The sequence below is a fragment of the Erwinia sp. 9145 genome (assembly GCF_000745075.1).
GTDB classification, from domain to species: domain Bacteria; phylum Pseudomonadota; class Gammaproteobacteria; order Enterobacterales; family Enterobacteriaceae; genus Erwinia; species Erwinia oleae.
In genome coordinates, this window is the sequence record NZ_JQNE01000001.1 from 3409285 (window position 1) to 3426039 (window position 16755).

At 55.1% G+C, this 16755-nt stretch carries 13 protein-coding genes; 11 read left to right on the forward strand and 2 right to left on the reverse strand.

What is annotated here, in order from left to right; translation table 11 throughout:
- The first annotated feature begins 14 nt into the window (after positions 1–14).
- The 9 genes from kdsC (at position 15) to npr (ending at position 6086) form a co-directional block, all read left to right on the forward strand.
- A complete protein-coding gene (kdsC, locus tag FA91_RS16140; protein ID WP_034917294.1) occupies positions 15–572 on the forward strand; it encodes a 3-deoxy-manno-octulosonate-8-phosphatase KdsC in 558 nt (185 codons plus the stop codon).
- Positions 569–1144, forward strand: a complete 576-nt coding sequence (gene lptC / locus FA91_RS16145; RefSeq protein ID WP_034917296.1) for an LPS export ABC transporter periplasmic protein LptC — start codon at positions 569–571, stop codon at positions 1142–1144. The genes kdsC and lptC overlap by 4 nt, the downstream gene beginning before the upstream one ends.
- Complete coding sequence (gene lptA / locus FA91_RS16150) at positions 1116–1664, forward strand: lipopolysaccharide ABC transporter substrate-binding protein LptA (protein ID WP_034917298.1); 549 nt, start codon at positions 1116–1118, stop codon at positions 1662–1664. Before lptC ends, lptA begins: the two co-directional genes overlap by 29 nt.
- Positions 1664–2389, forward strand: a complete 726-nt coding sequence (lptB, locus tag FA91_RS16155) for an LPS export ABC transporter ATP-binding protein (RefSeq protein WP_034917300.1) — start codon at positions 1664–1666, stop codon at positions 2387–2389. The genes lptA and lptB overlap by 1 nt, the downstream gene beginning before the upstream one ends.
- 46 nt (positions 2390–2435) lie before the next feature.
- Positions 2436–3869, forward strand: coding sequence for an RNA polymerase factor sigma-54 (gene rpoN, locus FA91_RS16160; RefSeq protein WP_034917302.1), 1434 nt, complete (start codon positions 2436–2438; stop codon positions 3867–3869).
- 22 nt (positions 3870–3891) lie between these two features.
- The gene (hpf, locus tag FA91_RS16165) at positions 3892–4179 is read left to right on the forward strand and encodes a ribosome hibernation promoting factor (protein ID WP_034917304.1); all 288 of its coding nucleotides are present in this window, start codon (positions 3892–3894) and stop codon (positions 4177–4179) included.
- Positions 4180–4380: 201 nt separating this feature from the next.
- Positions 4381–4863, forward strand: coding sequence for a PTS IIA-like nitrogen regulatory protein PtsN (gene ptsN, locus FA91_RS16170; RefSeq protein WP_197060537.1), 483 nt, complete (start codon positions 4381–4383; stop codon positions 4861–4863).
- A 99-nt stretch (positions 4864–4962) separates the two neighbouring features.
- A complete protein-coding gene (gene rapZ, locus FA91_RS16175) occupies positions 4963–5817 on the forward strand; it encodes an RNase adapter RapZ (protein ID WP_034917309.1) in 855 nt (284 codons plus the stop codon).
- On the forward strand, positions 5814–6086 hold the full coding sequence (npr, locus tag FA91_RS16180) for a PTS phosphocarrier protein NPr (RefSeq protein ID WP_034917312.1): 273 nt from the start codon (positions 5814–5816) through the stop codon (positions 6084–6086). The genes rapZ and npr overlap by 4 nt, the downstream gene beginning before the upstream one ends.
- 17 nt (positions 6087–6103) lie before the next feature.
- Here the strand turns inward: npr and mtgA are convergent, their stop codons facing one another.
- The gene (gene mtgA, locus FA91_RS16185; protein ID WP_034917313.1) at positions 6104–6820 is read right to left on the reverse strand and encodes a monofunctional biosynthetic peptidoglycan transglycosylase; all 717 of its coding nucleotides are present in this window, start codon (positions 6818–6820) and stop codon (positions 6104–6106) included.
- A gap of 857 nt (positions 6821–7677) precedes the next feature.
- Positions 7678–10017: an aerobic respiration two-component sensor histidine kinase ArcB gene (arcB, locus tag FA91_RS16190; protein ID WP_034917316.1), complete on the reverse strand. Its 2340-nt coding sequence runs from the start codon at positions 10015–10017 to the stop codon at positions 7678–7680.
- A gap of 772 nt (positions 10018–10789) precedes the next feature.
- Between arcB and gltB the strand changes: the two genes are divergently transcribed.
- A complete protein-coding gene (gene gltB, locus FA91_RS16195; protein ID WP_156103097.1) occupies positions 10790–15250 on the forward strand; it encodes a glutamate synthase large subunit in 4461 nt (1486 codons plus the stop codon).
- A gap of 9 nt (positions 15251–15259) precedes the next feature.
- Complete coding sequence (locus FA91_RS16200) at positions 15260–16678, forward strand: glutamate synthase small subunit (protein ID WP_034917321.1); 1419 nt, start codon at positions 15260–15262, stop codon at positions 16676–16678.
- Positions 16679–16755: the final 77 nt, after the last annotated feature.

Sequence of the window (16755 nt, forward strand, 5' to 3'; positions counted from 1 at the left end):
AGGAATAAAGACGAATGAGTACCTGGGTTGAAACCTGCTACGGCGCGGTCAGCAAAGACGTTATGACTCGTGCTGCGCAGATCAAACTGCTGATTTGCGACGTGGACGGCGTGATGTCGGACGGCGTCATTTTTCAGGGCAACAGCGGCGAAGAACTGAAGGCATTTAACGTCCGCGATGGTTATGGCATCCGCTGCCTGCTCAACGCCGACGTAGAGGTCGCCATTATCACCGGCCGTAAAGCAAAGCTGCTGGAAGATCGCTGCGCCACGCTGGGCATTACGCATCTTTACCAGGGACAGTCCGATAAGCTTTTGGCCTTCCATGAACTTCTGGATACACTGTCGCTAACGCCTGAACAGGTCGCTTACATTGGCGATGACCTGATCGACTGGCCGGTAATGGAAAAGGTGGGCCTCAGCGTTGCCGTGGCCGATGCGCACCCGGTGCTGCTTCCGCGCGCAAAATATGTCACCCGTATCAATGGCGGACGCGGCGCAGTGCGGGAAATTTGCGATCTGATTCTCATCGCACAGGATAAGTTTGATGATGCCAAAGGGCAGTCTGTATGAGTAAAACAAGGCGCTGGATGACGCTGTTGCTGGCGTTGGTGGCTATCGTATTGATCGGCTGGAACCTCGCGGATACCGATAACGATGCCGCCAGAAAAAAAACGAACAGTGAAGAGCCGACCTACACCAGCCAAAGCTCCAACACGGTGGTCTATAACCCGCAGGGTACGCTGAGCTACAAACTGGTTTCCGATACCGTCACCTGGTTTTCTGAAGAGTCGGTTAGCTGGTTCGATAACCCGGTAATGACCACCTACGATGACAATAAAGTGCCGACCTGGTCGGTAAGATCGGATAAAGCCAAACTGACCAATGACCGAATGCTGTACCTTTACGGTCACGTTGAGGTGAACAGCCTGACGAAAGATGCGCAGTTGGAACGCATAAAAACGGATAATGCCATCGTTAACCTGGTGACGCAGGACGTCACGTCCGACGATCGTGTTACGCTTTATGGCAGCAGCTTTAACTCTACAGGCATGAAAATGCGTGGAAACTTACGGAAAAAAACTGCCGAGTTGATTGAAAAGGTCAAAACCTCTTATGAAATTCAAAATGAAAAACAACCTTAAGCGCTTAACGCTTGGCCTGTTGTTGGCCACCAGCCTGCCGGCGTTTGCGCTGACAGGCGACTCGGACAAACCGGTCAACGTGGATTCTGAAAATCAGGCGCTGGATATGCAGGGCAACGTCGCCACGTTTACCGGCAACGTTATCGTGACTCAGGGCTCGATTAAAATCACCGCTGACAAAGTAGTGGTCACCCGTCCGGGCGGCGACAGCAATAAAACCATCGTTGACGCTTACGGCCAGCCCGCCACCTTCTATCAAATGCAGGACAGCGGCAAACCGGTCAAAGGCCATGCGCAGAAAATGCATTACGAGCTGGCGAAAGACTTTGTCGAGCTGACGGGCGATGCGTTTCTTGAACAGCTCGACAGCAACGTGAAAGGCGACCGCATTACCTATCTGGTTAAAGAGCAGAAAATGCAGGCTTACGGCAGCAGCGGCAAGCGCGTCACCACGATCCTGGTGCCGTCACAGCTTCAGGACAAAGGCAACGCCCCTGACGGACAAAAAAAGAGTAACTGATGGCGACTTTAATTGCGGAAAATCTGGCGAAGGCTTACAAAGGCCGTCGCGTGGTGGAAGATGTCAGCCTGGAAGTTAAATCCGGCGAAATTGTTGGCCTGCTTGGCCCGAACGGCGCGGGTAAAACCACCACGTTTTATATGGTGGTCGGCATTGTGCCGCGCGACGCGGGCCGCATCGTTATTGATGATGAGGATATCAGCATCCTGCCGCTTCACGCGCGTGCGCGTCGCGGCATCGGCTACCTGCCGCAGGAAGCCTCGATTTTCCGCCGTTTAAGCGTGTATGACAATCTGATGGCCGTCTTGCAGATCCGTGAGGATCTCACCACCGAACAGCGAGAAGATCGCGCTAACGAGCTGATGAGCGAGTTTCACATTGAGCACCTGCGTGACAACATCGGTCAGGCGCTCTCCGGCGGTGAACGCCGTCGCGTTGAAATCGCCCGCGCGCTGGCGGCAAATCCCAAATTCATCCTGCTGGACGAGCCATTCGCCGGTGTCGATCCCATCTCGGTTATTGATATTAAAAAGATCATTGAGCACCTGCGCGACAGCGGCCTGGGCGTGCTGATCACCGATCACAACGTGCGTGAAACGCTGGCGGTCTGCGAACGGGCTTACATCGTCAGCCAGGGACACTTAATCGCCCACGGTTCGCCGGAAGCGATCCTTGCTGACGAACAGGTAAAACGCGTCTATTTGGGAGAAGAGTTCAGACTCTGATAAGGTATTCATCGCTGTTAAGTTTTAAGGAAATTGTACCCTGAATATGAAGCAAGGTTTGCAACTCAGGCTTAGTCAACAGCTTGCCATGACGCCGCAGCTACAGCAGGCCATCCGCCTGCTGCAACTCTCCACGCTTGAGCTTCAGCAGGAGATTCAGCAGGCGCTGGAAACCAACCCCTTGCTTGAACAGACGGAGTTTCACGAAGAGGTCGAAACCCGCGAGTACCAGGAGAAGGAAGCGCTGGACACGCGTGAAGCGCTTGAGCAGAAAGAGATGCCGGAAGAGCTTCCTCTGGATGCCACCTGGGACGAGATCTATACCGCCGGCACGCCTTCGGGCACCGGTACGGATTATCATGATGACGAACTGCCTGTTTATCAGGGCGAAACCACCCAGTCGCTTCAGGACTATCTGATGTGGCAGGTTGGGCTGACGCCGTTCAGCGAGACGGATCGCGCCATTGCCACCTCGATTGTCGATGCCGTTGACGACACCGGTTATCTCACCGCCACGCTCGAAGAGATACTTGAGAGCATTGGCGATGAAGATCTGTCCCCTGACGAAGTCGAGGCGGTACTGAAGCGCGTTCAGCGTTTTGACCCCGTCGGGGTATGCGCGCGCAACCTGCGCGACTGTCTGCTGGTTCAGCTTTCACAGTTCTTACCCGATCAGCCGTTTTTATCGGAAGCCAGGCTGATTGTCGGCGAACATCTCGACCTGTTGGCCAATCATGACTTTCGCAGCCTGATGCGGATTACGCGTCTGAAAGAGGACGTGCTGAAAAATGCGATGCAGCTGATCCAGAGCCTCGACCCGCGTCCCGGCCAGTCGATCAACACCAGCGAGCCGGAGTACGTGATCCCCGATGTACTGGTGAAACAGATCAGCGGGCGCTGGGCCGTGGAACTCAACAGCGACAGCGTGCCGAGACTGCGCATTAATCAGCACTATGCGTCGCTGGGGGGCTCATCCCGCAACGACAGCGACAACCAGTTTATTCGCAGCAACTTGCAGGAAGCGAAATGGCTGATCAAGAGTCTGGAGAGCCGCAACGATACGCTGCTGAAGGTCACCCGCTGCATCGTTGAGCAGCAGCAGGCGTTCTTTGAGCAGGGCGAGGAGTTTATGCGTCCGATGGTGCTGGCTGATATCGCCAGCGCCGTGGAGATGCATGAATCGACGATCTCTCGCGTCACCACGCAGAAATATCTGCACAGCCCGCGCGGCATTTTTGAACTCAAATATTTTTTCTCCAGTCACGTCAGTACGGAAGGTGGCGGCGAAGCCTCATCAACGGCGATACGCGCACTGGTGAAGAAATTAATCTCGGCGGAAAATCCCGCTAAGCCTCTGAGTGACAGTAAGCTGACCACCCTGCTCTCCGGCCAGGGGATCATGGTGGCTCGCCGCACCGTCGCGAAGTACCGAGAGTCTTTATCCATCCCGCCTTCAAATCAGCGTAAACAGCTGGTCTGAATGAACAGATAAGGAAGACAGTATGCAACTCAATATTACCGGACAGAACGTTGAAATCACCGAGCCGCTGCGCGACTTTGTTACCAGCAAATTCGCCAAGCTTGAGCAGTATTTTGATCGCATCAATCAGGTTTATATTGTTCTGAAGGTCGCGAAAGTGACCCAGATAGCGGAGGCGACGCTGCACGTTAACGGCGGCGAGTTGCATGCCACATCGGAAGAAAAAGATATGTATGCGGCGATTGATGGCTTAATTGATAAGCTGACACGCCAGTTAAACAAACATAAAGACAAGTTAAAACAACACTAATTTTGCGCAGGCATTGATTATTTTTTCAACATCCTTATCTATGATAAGGATGGGATGTCCGGCTCGTCCTCTTGCAAAGAGAACGAGCCGTTAACCTCTGTATCATGCCTGTCGTTGACCGGGGCGCCGCGCTGCGGTTCTGGCGACGTAATAAAAAAGCGCCATTGACCAGGCGGAAGCGAGCACGTAAGTGAAACTATGATGAACAATGATGCAACACTGGAACTACGCTCGGTACTGAGCGTGGACTGTACCCGGAGCGGCGTACACTGCCAAAGCAAGAAACGGGCGCTGGAAATCATCAGCGAACTGGCGGCAAAACAGCTTAATCTGCCTCATCAGACGATCTTTGAGGCGATACTGACGCGCGAGCGTATGGGCAGTACCGGCATTGGCAACGGCATTGCGATCCCGCACGGCAAGCTGATTGAAGATACGCTGCGCGCGGTCGGTGTCTTTATCCGACTTGACCAGCCTATCGCCTTTGATGCCATTGATAACCAGCCGGTTGATCTGCTTTTTGCGCTGCTGGTGCCTGCCGATCAGTGTAAAACGCATCTGCATACGCTTTCGCTGGTGGCTAAACGTCTGGCGGACAAAACCGTTTGCCGCCGCCTGCGCGCTGCCCAGAGCGATGAAGAACTGTATGAAATCATGGCGGAAGATCATGAACAAAGCCACTAAGCCAGTCGTCGGCAGACGGGATGGCATGTAATATGGAAGGGAAGCCGTCGCGCTGAGGCGACTTCCCAACCGCCAACAGGCAAATCAGGAGAATATCTCATGGTGCTGATGATCGTCAGCGGTCGTTCAGGCTCCGGCAAATCCGTTGCGTTGCGGGCGCTTGAGGATATGGGCTTTTACTGCGTTGACAATCTGCCCGTCACCCTGCTGCCTGAACTGGCAAAGTCGCTTGCTGACAGAAATATTTCGGCGGCAGTAAGCATTGACGTGCGCAATATGCCTGAATCGCCGGAAGTATTTGAGAAAGCCCTGACGAATCTGCCGGACAGCTTTTCTCCTCAGCTACTGTTTCTGGATGCCGATCGCAATACGCTGATCCGTCGCTACAGCGACACGCGCCGACTTCATCCGCTCTCCAGTAAAAATCTTTCGCTGGAAAGCGCCATCGATGAAGAGAGCGATCTGCTTGAACCGCTGCGCTCGCGCGCCGACCTTATCGTCGATACGTCAGAGATGTCGGTACATGAGCTGGCTGAAATGCTGCGCACCCGCCTGCTTGGCAAGCGCGAGCGTGAACTGACGATGGTGTTTGAATCGTTTGGTTTTAAGCACGGCCTCCCTATTGATGCTGACTACGTTTTCGACGTGCGCTTTTTGCCCAATCCGCACTGGGACCCGAAACTGCGCCCGATGACCGGTCTCGATCGTCCGGTTGCCGCCTTCCTCGACCGCCATACGGAAGTCCATAACTTTATTTATCAGACGCGTAGCTATCTGGAACTGTGGCTGCCAATGCTTGAAACCAATAACCGCAGCTATCTGACGGTCGCCATCGGCTGTACAGGCGGTAAGCATCGTTCCGTTTACATTGCCGAGCAGCTTGCCGACTATTTCCGCTCGCGCGGTAAGAACGTTCAGTCGCGGCATCGCACGCTGGAAAAACGCAAATCATGACCATCAGACATACCGTTGAAATCACCAACAAGCTGGGAATGCACGCCCGTCCGGCGATGAAGCTGTTTGAACTGGTTCAGAGTTTTGACGCTGAAGTTCTGCTGCGCAACGAGAGCGGCACCGAAGCCGAAGCCAGCAGCGTTATCGCGCTGCTGATGCTGGATTCGGCGCAGGGCGGACAAATAGAGATCGAAGCCACCGGCCCGGAAGAGCAGCAGGCATTAACGGCCGTGATTGCGCTGTTCAACGCCGGTTTCGACGAAGACTGACTGTTCCCGCGCTGTCGTTAAAGCCGGTGTTCGCGAATAAATCCTTCACCGCCCAGCTGCTTCATCTGTCGTAAAATCCACTGCTGACGCTGGCGGACATAGCCCGATGGCGCATCAGCGCGAAACCTGATGGGATTAGGCAGAACGGCCGCCAGCAGCGCGGCTTCCGACATTGATAGGCGGCTGGCAGGCTTATGGAAGTAGCGCTGAGAGGCTTCTTCAACGCCGAATACGCCGTCGCCAAATTCCGCCACGTTCAGATAAACCGTGACGATCCGTCTTTTTGTCCAGACGGTTTCAATGCCAACCGTCAGTACAGCTTCCAGCCCTTTCCGTACCCAGCTTCGCCCGTCCCACAAAAAGACGTTTTTTGCAGTCTGCTGCGACAGCGTCGAAGCACCGCGCATCCGCCCGCCTTCGTTATCCAGCACCGACTGAATGGCCTGCACGTCAAACCCCCAGTGCGTCGGGAACTTTTGATCTTCAGAGGCAATGACCGCCAGCGGCATCCATGACGAGATCGCGTCCCGCCCGGCCCAGTCAGAATGCGCGACGTAGCGAAAGTTTCCACTTAGCCACGCGCCCAACTGTCGCTCGACCATCACGGCTGAAAACGGCACGGGTAAAAATGAAAAAAGTAAAATGCCTGCAATCCAGATAGCGGCTATCGCTAATACCGCGCGTAGCAGCCACTGTCTGATGCGCCCCACAGCGGAAGCTTTCCTCTGACTCATAGTGATATTTCCATCGCTCTCTTATCAATTCCTGTAACAATCCGAGGTTACTGCCCTCTTTTACCGCCGATCAAAAATTAACACTGCATGAATCTTTTTCCTTACCGTCGGTTGCCGCGTTAAAAATGCCGTTATTGTTGAGCCACTTCCGTTTTCAGGAATCGGTTCCATGTGCAAAATTTGTCCGCCGCGACGGCACGAATTTCGTAAGAAAAATAAGATTTGCCTGGCGTTAATTGATTCATGATGCTTATAAGTTTTCAGCGTAAGCATTTGCAAAACTCATCAAAGGCGCTGCAAATAGCGTTGAACGCCCCGCCTGCGTATGGCGGCCTCATGCCCTCTGCATTCACTTCGGTGGTGCGATTAACTTTCCATTTCGTCAACATAGATTGACAATGCGGCACCGCTTTTTTTTATCGCAGCGTAAAACAGCCGCGTCAGACCAAAGACAAAGCGTCTCGTTAAAAAAGAGTGTTTACAGCAGCTTAAAGTTCCTGGCATTGTTACTGATTTTATTAAAAAAATTGCTAGCACAATTGTCGACGTTTAGCGGGAGAGGGTAAATCACCCTACGTTAAAAGAGACTACAATCGCATAAAAAAAACGCAACAATGCATGAAAATTCATTCCGGACTTGACTGTGTCAGCAAATTAATGTTTCCTTACTACAGACGCTGCTCTACATCACACATTTTAATGAATCTGATCACATTTATTTCGGACTTTGTTAAAGTAGTAACATAGCGTTTAACCAATACCTTGCCTGGGCTAAACATTCTCCTTAAAAGAATAGCGCAGGTTACCCTTTTCCCTGGTGTTGGCGCAGTATTCGCGCACCCCGGCTTCGGTCGGGGTCATTTTTTTTCTAACCCTGCTACCCATTCACGTAATACCTCAACGTCATTTCGCCACTCCTGCTTAAGTTCATCAATCCATTCCTGAACGTTATCCCACCAGGCTGGCAGCTCCGGGCTTTGAATCTGTTTGGCAATGTTCTGTAAGTGCACCAGACCTATCGCGCCGGCTGCGCCTTTGATTTTATGACCTTCTTCAGCAATCCCTTTCTGATCGCGCGCTGTCATATTCAGATCCAGCACCTCAAGATATCCCGGCATCATTTTTTCAAACATCTCCAGGCCCTGCGTAATCAGTTGCGGCCCAACCAGCTCAATGTATTGCTCAAGCATCTGAACATCGAGAAGCGCCAGCTTTTTCTCATCCACTTTTTTCTCCTGAGCGTCAGGGCTTTTTTCAGACTGGAAATCCCAATATTTTTTGATGACCGCCGCCAGCGCAGGCACCGCCAGCGGTTTGCTCAGCACGTCATCCATACCCGCCGTAAGGTACTCTCTTTTATCTTTCAGTACGTTGGCAGTCAGCGCCACCAGCGGCGGCAACCGGACACCGCTGTGGCGCTGATGAATTTCGCGCGCCACGTCAAGGCCGGTCATATCCGGTAGCTGAATATCCAACAACACCAGGTCGAACTCATCAGGATCGAACATCGCCAGCGCCGCCTCGCCGGTCATCGCCACCTCAACGCTGCTACCCATTTTCTCCAGCACGGAGCGCGCCACCACGACATTAAGCTCAATATCCTCTACCAGCAGCACGTGAAGCGCTGGCAGCGGCATATCGTCATCGGACTGCGCATCTTCAATCTGTTCAGCAATACGTGGCGCGTTGACGGTGAGCGTAAAGCAGGAACCGGCACCCGGCGCGCTGCGGACGGTGATGTCGCCGCCCATGTTCTGCGCGAGTCGGCGCGATACGGCGAGGCCAATGCCGGTGCCGGTTGCGGGTTTTCCGCCGTGCTGATCTTTCACCTGATAATACATCGCGAAGATTTTTTCCTGCTCGGACGCCGGGATCCCCATGCCGGAGTCTTCCACCTCAAAGCGCAGCATATCGTCTGCTTCACAGGCGACGCGCACCACGACGCTGCCCTGCCGGGTAAATTTCACCGCGTTGCCGATCAGGTTCCACAGAATTTGCCGCAGGCGGGTGCCATCGGTAATAATTTTATGCGGCAGCGGCGTTTGCGCTTGCAGAACAAAGTCCAGATTTTTCGGCTGTACCAGCAGCCCGGAGAGATTTTCAAGGTCGGAAAGGAAACCAGTAAAATCAATGGGTTGATTATCAAGCTGCACCTTGCGCCGTTCCAGCTTGTCCATCTCAATGACGTCATTGAAAATATTGCCCAGCGTAATGGCCGAGACGTGAATCGTTTTCAGGTAGTTGAGCTGCTCCTGATTAAGATGAGTATCAAGCAGGATGCGACTGAGGCCAACGATGCCGTTAAGCGGCGTACGAAGCTCGTGGCTGATCGTAGAAATAAAGGTGGTCTTCTCCCTGCTGGCGCTCTCTAACGCGTCCTGATAGCGTTTACGTTCGGTGATATCGCGTCCGAAACCCATCAGCCCGCTGCGCTTGCCCACGCGATCGTAATAAGGCACCTTGCGGATCTCAAAGCACGCCTTGCGCCCGTCCGGATAATGCAGCCACTGTTCGTAAGTCAGCGAAACGTTGTGGCGGAAAACTTTCTCATCCGTTTCCAGCACTTTACTGGCCGCTTCGTCGTCGTACACCTCGCGCGGCGTCAGGCCAATCAGCTGCTTTTCACTTTTGCCGGTCAGCAGCTCCATTGCCCGGTTACAGCCGGAGAACTGCTGATCGATATTGCGATAAAAAACCAGGTCGGGCGAGGCGTCCAGAAAAGAGCGCAGGAAAGAGGATTGCTGCTCGAGTTCCGTCTGCGCCTGCTCGCGACGCGCCATCTCTTCTTTCAGTTTATCGACCACCAGCAGGCGTGCTTCCTCCGCCTTGATACGATCGGCAATCTCCTGATTCAACTGGGTGATATTCTCTTTCATCTGCTGATTCAGTTGCAGATCGCGATGGCGCATCTCTTCCAGTTTATCAACCAGACGCGTCAGGCGCTGGCGCGACTCTTCAAGCTGCTCGACCACCACCGACAAAAAATAGACCGCCCAGGGCGTGATAAGCAGCCCAAAAAAGACTGAGCGCACAATATCAATGCTCTCAACGTGCCCGCGAAGCACCATCGTCACGGCCATCTGTACAATCATCGCCAACACCACCAGCGCAGAGGCCAGCAGCAGCGAAAAACGCACCAGCCCCAGCTTTACCATCAGATCGACGTAGTACTGCGCTAACAGGCGAATTTGTTTCATAAAGGATTCCTTGCGGGCTTCGATGCGCAATAATAACGTAAAAGGATAACAGAAACTTGCGCGCGCCCGGCATAACCTGTCACTGCGGATTTGCTCCGCATTTGTGCAGATGTATTGCGCTCTTGCCCGCCTGCCAGCCCCAAACCAGGATAGTTTGTGTGGAAAAGTGCCCTGTTCGCCGTGTAAAAACGAATAAAAATTCATTAAAAATGGCGATTTAATCATTTCAGCAGTAATTAATTTTACTAATGACGTCGCGCTGTTTCATTCAAACAGATGACACACTGAAAAACAGTCTATTTCAGCGATAAAGCGAGGTAAGGCAGTTTTTTATGCTGACATTCTCCCCGGCACCAGCATGGTGCAGAGATTTGCCCCCTGCACCATAGTGAGACAGCTCACACTTCTTCCACCTCACAAGGTGAAATTCAGATAAGAAAAATCGGAATAAATGCTTTATAAATAAGGAGGTTAAGCGATAAAAGAGAGGAAAATACTCCAGTAAGGGCGCTGGTTGACCTGCGTTCGCTTTCCCGATAAGTTGGAAATCCGCTGGAAGCTTTCTGGATGGGTAGTAACCCATCATACTTATGCAGTAATTGAGATTTCCCTCTGAAGCAAGTCCTCAATGCTTGTGACACCGACGCTAACGGAAAGACGTGAGGGGCGACTTAAAAGGTGAGCACTGCTCGTAAAACCTGTCGCCATGCCCTTTCTACGTCTGCCCGTCGTCGGCGCAGGGAGTCCGCAGAGCCTGGGGAGGTTCACTGATATGTTGTACGATAAATCCCTTGAAAAGGATAACTGTGGTTTCGGTCTGATCGCCCATATAGAAGGCGAACCAAGCCATAAAGTTGTGCGTACCGCCATTCACGCGCTGGCCCGAATGCAGCATCGTGGTGCAATCCTTGCCGATGGCAAAACCGGCGACGGCTGCGGTCTGCTGTTGCAGAAGCCCGATCGTTTCTTTCGCGTGGTAGCGGAAGAACGCGGCTGGCGGCTGGCCAAAAACTACGCGGTCGGCATGCTGTTCCTCAATCCGGATGATGAACAGGCTCAGGAGAGCCGCCGCATCGTGGAAGAGGAAGTGCTGCGGGAAACGCTGTCCGTGGTCGGCTGGCGCGAAGTGCCGGTCAACCAGGACGTGCTGGGCGAAATCGCCCTCTCCTCAATGCCGCGTATTGAGCAGCTCTTTGTTAACGCGCCTGCGGGCTGGCGTCCGCGTGATATGGAGCGCCGCCTCTACATGGCGCGCCGCCGCATTGAAAAACGCGTCGACGATAAAGAGTTTTACGTATGCAGCTTCTCAAACCAGGTCAATATTTATAAAGGCCTGTGCATGCCTGCGGATCTGCCGCGCTTTTATCTGGATCTGGCGGATCTGCGTCTTGAATCCGCCATCTGCCTGTTCCACCAGCGTTTTTCCACCAATACCGTGCCGCGCTGGCCGCTGGCGCAGCCGTTCCGTTATATGGCGCACAACGGTGAAATCAACACCATCGCCGGTAACCGCCAATGGGCGCGCGCGCGCGCTTACAAATTTAAAACGCCGCTGATCCCCGATTTGCAGGACGCTGCGCCTTTCGTTAATGAAACTGGTTCTGACTCCAGCTCAATGGATAACATGCTTGAGCTGTTTCTCAGCGGCGGCATGGATCTGGTGCGTGCGATGCGCCTGCTGGTGCCGCCGGCCTGGCAGAATAACCCGAATATGGACCCGGAGCTGCGCGACTTCTTCGACTTCAACTCCATGCATATGGAACCGTGGGATGGCCCGGCAGGCATCGTGATGTCCGACGGACGCTACGCCGCCTGTAACCTGGATCGTAACGGCCTGCGCCCGGCGCGCTACGTGATAACCAAAGACAAGCTGATCACCTGTGCTTCCGAAGTGGGCATCTGGGACTACCAGCCTGATGAAGTGGTTGAAAAAGGCCGCGTCGGCCCTGGCGAACTGATGGTTATTGATACGCGCGCAGGCCGCATTCTGCACTCGGCGGAAACCGATAACGACCTGAAAAGCCGCCATCCTTATAAAGAGTGGATGGAGAAAAACGTACGCCGCCTGGTGCCATTCGAAAGCCTGTCTGACGATCAGGTGGGCAGCCGCCAGCTGGACGACGATCTGCTCGCCACCTTCCAGAAGCAGTTCGGCTACAGCGGCGAAGAGCTGGACGCGATCGTTCGCGTTCTCGGCGAAAACGGCCAGGAAGCGACGGGCTCAATGGGCGACGATACGCCGTTTGCCGTGCTCTCCAGCCGTCCGCGTATCATCTATGACTACTTCCGCCAGCAGTTTGCGCAGGTAACCAACCCGCCGATCGATCCGCTGCGCGAGGCGCATGTGATGTCGCTGGCGACCAGCATCGGCCGCGAAATGAACGTGTTCTGCGAAGCAGAAGGTCAGGCGCATCGCCTGAGCTTTAAATCGCCGGTTTTGCTCTATTCAGATTTTCAGCAGTTAATCAGCCAGGGCGATGAGCACTACCGTGCCGACACGCTGGATTGTACCTTCAATCCTGCCGACGCCTCGCTGGAGGAAACCATCCATACGCTGTGCGACCGGGCAGAAGCGCTGGTGAAAGCCGATACCGTGCTGCTGGTGCTGTCGGATCGCGCTATCAGCCAAACGCGCCTGCCGGTGCCTGCGCCGATGATCGTGGGTGCGGTACAAAGCCGCCTGGTTGAGAAGAACCTGCGCTGCGACGCCAACATCATTGTTGAAACCGCCAGCGCGCGCGATCCGCACCATTTCGCCGTGCTGCTGGGCTTCGGCGCGACCGCTATCTATCCCTATCTCGCCTATGAATCGCTGGCGAAAATGGCGGACAGCGGCGTGATTGTGAAGGATTACCGCAGCCTGATGCTGAACTACCGTAACGGCATCAATAAAGGCCTGTACAAAATCATGTCCAAAATGGGCATCTCAACCATCGCCTCTTACCGCTGTTCAAAGCTTTTCGAAGCGGTGGGCCTGCATCGCGATGTCTCCGGGCTCTGTTTCCAGGGGGTGGTCAGTCGCATCAACGGCGCCAACTTCGCGGATTTCCAGCAGGATCTGCTGAATCTTTCGCGTCGTGCCTGGCTCGCGCGTAAACCACTGGATCAGGGCGGCCTGCTGAAATACGTCCACGGCGGCGAGTATCACGCCTATAACCCTGACGTGGTGGCAACGCTGCAAAAAGCGGTGCGCAGCGGCGAGTACGACGATTATCAGCAATATGCAAAGCTGGTTAACGAGCGCCCGGTTGCCATGCTGCGCGACCTGCTGGCGGTAACGCCTGGCGATGCCACGGCCGTCAGCCTTGACGACGTGGAGCCCGCCAGCGAAATGTTCAAACGCTTCGACACCGCCGCAATGTCTATCGGCGCGCTCAGCCCTGAAGCGCACGAGTCGCTGGCCGAGGCGATGAACAGCCTGGGCGGCTATTCCAACTCCGGCGAAGGCGGCGAAGATCCCGCCCGCTACGGCACCAACAAAGTGTCGCGCATCAAGCAGGTGGCTTCCGGCCGCTTTGGCGTGACGCCGGCTTATCTGGTTAACGCCGACGTTATTCAGATCAAAGTCGCGCAGGGCGCCAAGCCAGGCGAAGGCGGACAGCTTCCGGGCGATAAAGTCACGCCTTATATCGCTAAACTGCGCTATTCCGTGCCGGGCGTGACGCTGATTTCTCCGCCGCCGCATCATGATATCTACTCGATTGAGGATCTGGCGCAGCTGATTTTCGACCTGAAACAGGTCAATCCGAAAGCGATGATCTCCGTGAAACTGGTTTCAGAACCAGGCGTGGGCACCATCGCCACCGGCGTGGCGAAAGCCTATGCCGATTTGATTACTATTGCCGGCTATGACGGCGGCACCGGCGCCAGCCCGCTGAGTTCGGTGAAATATGCCGGCTGTCCGTGGGAGCTGGGTCTGGTGGAGACGCAGCAGGCGCTGGTGGCTAACGGCCTGCGCCACAAAATCCGCCTCCAGGTGGATGGCGGCCTGAAAACCGGTCGCGACATCATTAAGGCGGCCATTCTCGGCGCGGAAAGCTTTGGCTTCGGCACCGGGCCGATGGTCGCGCTGGGCTGTAAATACCTGCGCATTTGTCACCTCAATAACTGCGCAACGGGCGTGGCAACGCAGGATGAGAAACTGCGTAAAAACCATTACCACGGTCTGCCGTACCGCGTGACGAACTACTTCGAATTTATCGCGCGGGAAACCCGTGAAATCATGGCGGAGCTGGGCGTGAAGCGGCTGGTCGATTTGATTGGTCGCACCGATCTGCTGACCGAGCTGGAAGGCTTCACCGCGAAACAGCAAAACCTCGATCTCTCTGCGCTGCTGAAAACCGCAGAGCCGATGCCGGGCAAAGCCGTGTACTGCACCGAAAGCAATCCGCCCTTTGATAACGGCGCACTGAACAAGGCCTTACACGATCAGGCGATGCCGTTTGTGGAAGCGAAGCAGAGCAAAACGTTTTACTTCGACATTCGCAACACCGATCGCTCAGTGGGCGCCACGCTGTCCGGCGCCATTGCGCTGATCCACGGCGATCAGGGGCTGGCTGCCGATCCGATCCGCGCGCACTTCAGCGGCACGGCGGGCCAGAGCTTCGGCGTCTGGAACGCAGGCGGCGTGGAACTGACGCTGACCGGCGATGCCAACGACTACGTCGGCAAAGGCATGGCGGGCGGCATGTTGGCGGTGCGCCCGCCGGTAGGTTCGGCTTTCCGCAGTCATGAAGCGACCATCATCGGCAACACCTGTCTGTATGGCGCCACCGGCGGCAAACTGTTTGCTGCGGGCCGCGCGGGTGAACGCTTCGGCGTGCGCAACTCCGGGGCGATTACCGTGGTTGAAGGTATTGGCGACAACGGCTGTGAATACATGACCGGCGGCATTGTCTGCGTGCTGGGACGCACCGGCGTCAACTTTGGCGCAGGCATGACCGGCGGCTTCGCCTATGTGCTCGATGAAGACGGTGAGTTCCGTAAGCGGGTGAATCCGGAGCTGGTGGAAGTGCTGAGCGTTGACGATCTGGCCATCCATGAGGAGCATTTGCGCGGCCTGATCACCGAACACGTCAGCCATACTGGTTCATCACGCGGCGAAGAGATGCTGGCTAACTGGCCGGCGTGGTCGTCAAAGTTCTCGCTGGTTAAACCAAAATCAAGCGATGTGAAAGCATTGTTGGGTCACCGCAGTCGTTCCGCAGCGGAGCTGCGGGTGCAGGCGCAGTAAGAGGTTACGATGAGTCAAAACGTTTATCAGTTTATCGATTTGCAGCGCGTTGATCCGCCCAAGAAGCCGCTTAAAGTCCGCAAAATCGAATTTGTGGAGATCTACGAGCCCTTCTCGGAAACGCAGGCGCAGTCGCAGGCCGACCGTTGTCTTTCATGCGGCAACCCCTACTGCGAGTGGAAATGCCCGGTGCATAACTACATTCCCGACTGGCTGAAGCTGGCCAACGAAGGACGCATTATTGAGGCCGCAGAGCTTTCTCACCAGACCAACAGCCTGCCGGAAGTGTGCGGCCGCGTTTGTCCGCAGGATCGCCTCTGCGAAGGCTCCTGCACCCTGAACGACGAATTCGGCGCGGTCACCATCGGTAATATTGAGCGCTATATCAATGATAAGGCGCTGGAGATGGGCTGGAAACCCAACCTGGACGGCGTGAAGCCAACCGGCAAGCGTATTGCGATCATCGGCGCAGGCCCGGCCGGTCTCGCCTGCGCCGACGTGCTGGCGCGCAATGGCGTGAAGGCGGTGGTATACGATCGCCATCCTGAAATCGGCGGCCTGCTGACCTTCGGCATTCCTGCTTTCAAGCTGGAAAAATCAGTGATGACCCGCCGTCGCGAAATATTCAGCGAGATGGGCATTGAGTTTCACCTCAATACCGAAGTAGGTCGCGACGTGCAGATAAACGATCTGCTGACGGATTATGACGCGGTGTTCCTCGGCGTCGGCACCTATCAGTCGATGAAAGGTGGCCTGGAGAACGAAGAGGCGCCGGGTGTTTACGACGCCCTGCCGTTCCTGATCGCCAACACCAAAAACACCATGGGCTTTGCGCACAGCGAAGAAGAGCCTTACATCAACATGAGCGCAAAACGCGTGGTGGTGTTGGGCGGCGGTGATACCGCGATGGACTGCGTGCGCACCGCCGTGCGTCAGGGTGCAACCCATGTGATTTGTGCCTATCGTCGCGATGAAGAGAATATGCCCGGCTCTAAACGTGAAGTGAAAAACGCGCGCGAAGAGGGCGTGGAATTTCAGTTTAACGTGCAGCCGCTTGGCGTTGAGATCAACGGCAACGGCCGCGTATGCGGCGTAAAAATGGCGCGTACCGAAATGGGCCAGCCGGACGCGAACGGCCGTCGCCGCGCGGAGATCGTGCCGGGTTCTGAACATGTTGTGCCTGCTGACGCGGTGATCCTGGCGTTTGGTTTTCGCCCGCATGCGATGAGCTGGCTGGAGCAGCACAGCGTTGAACTGGATTCACAGGGCCGCATTATCGCGCCGGAAGGCAGCGATAACGCTTTCCAGACCAGTAACCCAAAAATCTTTGCGGGCGGCGATGCCGTACGCGGTTCTGATTTAGTGGTGACGGCCATCGCCGAGGGACGTAAAGCGGCGGAAGGCATCATGGATTATCTGGAAGTCTGAGAACATGAGCAGCCCCTGACGGGAAAAAAGCCCCCGCAGAGATCCTCTGCGGGGGCTTTTTTATACCGCGCGCCGCT